The organism is Geobacillus sp. ZGt-1 (assembly GCF_001026865.1).
Taxonomy (GTDB): domain Bacteria; phylum Bacillota; class Bacilli; order Bacillales; family Anoxybacillaceae; genus Geobacillus; species Geobacillus thermoleovorans.
Genome location: NZ_LDPD01000022.1, coordinates 74,907 through 77,798 on the forward strand (window position 1 = coordinate 74,907; position 2,892 = coordinate 77,798).

General features: G+C 50.0%; 2 protein-coding genes and 1 tRNA gene. All 3 read right to left on the reverse strand.

The features are described 5' to 3' along the window. Nucleotides 1–1,796: type I restriction-modification system endonuclease (hsdR, locus tag VU18_RS08745; RefSeq protein ID WP_047758001.1), on the reverse strand; the 1,796-nt coding region annotated here is incomplete at its 3' end. 206 nt (nucleotides 1,797–2,002) lie between these two features. Further along, the gene (locus VU18_RS08750; protein ID WP_014195200.1) at nucleotides 2,003–2,548 is read right to left on the reverse strand and encodes an AAA family ATPase; all 546 of its coding nucleotides are present in this window, start codon (nucleotides 2,546–2,548) and stop codon (nucleotides 2,003–2,005) included. Nucleotides 2,549–2,830: 282 nt separating this feature from the next. Beyond that, nucleotides 2,831–2,892 (reverse strand) — tRNA-Val (locus tag VU18_RS08755).

The window sequence follows — 2,892 nt, forward strand, 5'->3', positions numbered from 1 at the left end:
TTCGCCCACGTAATCCCTTCCCGTTTCAGCACCGTATCAAACTGATACGGCGGCTCATGGTCGACCAAATACCCGTCGATGACCGCCTCGCGATACGAATACGTAAACACGGGCGGGCCGAAAATGTCCGTCGTATGCAAGGCGGGCGTCGCGGTCAAACCGATGCGGACGGCATCGAAGTAATCGAGCACTTGCCGATACTTGCTTACATAATCGCGATGGTCTTTAAACTCCAGCTCGATTTCGTTCATTTCTTTATCCAACGTATAGCCGCGGTGGGCTTCGTCGACGATGATGCAGTCATACTGGTCAATCGGCGGAACGTCTTCGGGACGGTCGTTGTAAAAAATGCGCTTCAACATTCCTTGAACGGTGGCGATATGCACTTTCGTCTCCGGATCGGGCTTTTGGTCGTACAGCGACTGCAAACCGTAAATCTCGGCAAACGTCTGAAAGTGCTCCATTCGGCTTTCTTTAAACGCCGCTTCCGCTTGTTCGGCGAGCGCTTTTCGATCAACGAGAAACAAAATGCGCCGAAACCGTTTCGCTTTGAGCAAGCGGTAAATCAAGCCGATCGCCATGCGCGTTTTTCCCGTTCCCGTCGCCATGGCGACAAGCACGCTCCGGCGCTTGTCTTCAAGCGCCCGCTCAACAGCCTGAATCGCCCGCACTTGGTACGGCCGCAGTTTCAAATAATCAAACGTTTCATCACGCAGCCGCTGTTCGGATCGTTCAATGTCTTGTTCCAGCAGCTGTTTCAACCCGTCCGGCGTATACCAGCCTTGCAGCGGGCGCGGATGGTTCGTCGATTTCCGGGCGTCCAAAAACCAAATGCCGGACTTTTGTTCAAGCTGTTTCACGTACGGACGGCCGTTGGTGGCGAACAAAAATGGAACGAAATACTCCCCCCACGGCTCGTGAATCACTTCTTGCCCATGGCGCACAACGAGACGGGCGTATTGTTTTGCCTGTTCGATATCGGCGGGGATGTCTTTGCTTGCGCGTTTCGCTTCAATGAGGCCGACCAGCTCCAAGCCGATAAAAAGAGCATAATCGGCAACCCCGTGCCGAAGCGGCCATTCGGCAATCGCCAAATTCCGCCCCTTCTCTGGCCGCGCGCCTTTGGCAAAGCGCAGTTTTTCCGAATCAGCCTCCCAGCCAGCCGCCCGCAGCTGTTCATCGATGATGAGGCGCGTCTCTGCCTCAGTCAGTTCGAAATTCGCCACCGCCCGCCGCGAATAGTCACGCCGCTTTTGTTTTTCCTCGGCACTCGTATACAGCCCCGTCTCGCGGATGTGCGAAAGCTCCGCTTCCAAGTCGGCAAGCCGCTGTTTATACGATTCGATGAGCCGATTCAGTTCATCCGTCGATTCAGATGATGGCGGCAGCGGCTCTCGATACTGGGGAGCTTCGAACGACCAGTCACCGTACACTTCCATAAACCATACAGCTAGGCGAAACGCCATGTGCAATAGCGTCTTTGCCTCATGCACGTCCCCATAATGGGGATCATGCACCGCTTGATTGCCTTTTAAGCGGATCATCGTGAAGATGTCATATATCTCTTTTGGGATGATTTGTTCATACAGCAGCACCTTGAGGCGGTCTTGCTGATCGGTGCCGCGCTCTTCGCGAATGCCTTCGAGCGCCAATATGTATTTCGTCATCGCCTCGGCCAACTTTCGCAGCTCGCTGATCGCCACGTTTGGGTTTTGATGCACATGCCGCTCGGCCGTCTCCCCTACTCGGGCAAGCACATCCCATTTTCCTTCTAGAAATTGAAAGTTATGCGCCATGTCCATCCCTCATCTTTGTCTCTTTTGCAACTTTCTTCTTTTGCCATTATCATATCATGAAAAAAAGCCCGCTGAAAACGGGCTGTTTGTGTTCCCAGACAGGACCATAAAAAAGCGAACAAGGGCGGTTGCTGTCCTCAGTGTCATTGCTGATGTGAGAATCAACTCGCGATGGCAAGGAAAGAGCAGCGCCAATGAAACATCTTTTAACCAATTCGAAATCTTTGATTGCTCATGATTTCATCAATCATCTCATCTATGTCATCCTTACGTTTCCCGCTAGTATCCAAAAGATGCTTTCGATCGAATCCTGATGCATGGAACTCATTCAGCAAAATGAGGCAGCGTTCCCCCATTTGTTGCTCGGGGGCCCTCATCTCATCCCTTTGCCTTAACGTTTTCCCATCTGCCCACAAAACAACATACATAACCGTTACGTTTAAATCCTTTACATTTTCATACAACCATATCGCTTCTTGGGGAAAGGCAATATAATCCACTACCACATCATTGCCGTATTTTACAAAATTTCTTGCAAGACTTAGAATATTATCCCAAATTAATGAAAGCTCTTCTTTACTTTCCCACGGTTTTTTCCGTCCATTGATATGCATATGGCTGATGTCATCGCCGGAAATATACGCACTACGCTCCAACTTGTTCGCCAATGCTGTTGAAATTGTTGATTTGCCAACTCCAGCGGGGCCTGATATGACATAGACTGTTCTTGTTTGATGATTTTTCATATGCATCCCTTTTTACCTGCTCAATATAGTTTTATTACCCGTGGTAATAAAAACGACAACATAAACCTGAATCCGTGATAAAGACGCGTTCAAAGCTGCCAAGAAAACTGGATCAATCAACAAAATATTGCACTCGGGGTTTTTCACCTAAATAGGTGAACATTCGAAATGGAGTCGAAGTCTCGGCACGATTGGGCTTCCCAGCATTTTGGATACACTTCTGTCACAGATTCGGGATAAACAAAAAATCCCTTGAAGCCTTCTAGCTCAAGGGATTTCACTCGATGATTCCGACTGGGCTCGAACCAGCGACCTCCACCCTGTCAAGGTGGCGCTCTCCCAGCTGAGCT

Bases quoted from the DNA above. Each gene is read 5' to 3' on its own strand.
- VU18_RS08750 (WP_014195200.1), bottom strand. From the start codon at position 2,548: ATGCATATGAAAAATCATCAAACAAGAACAGTCTATGTCATATCAGGC.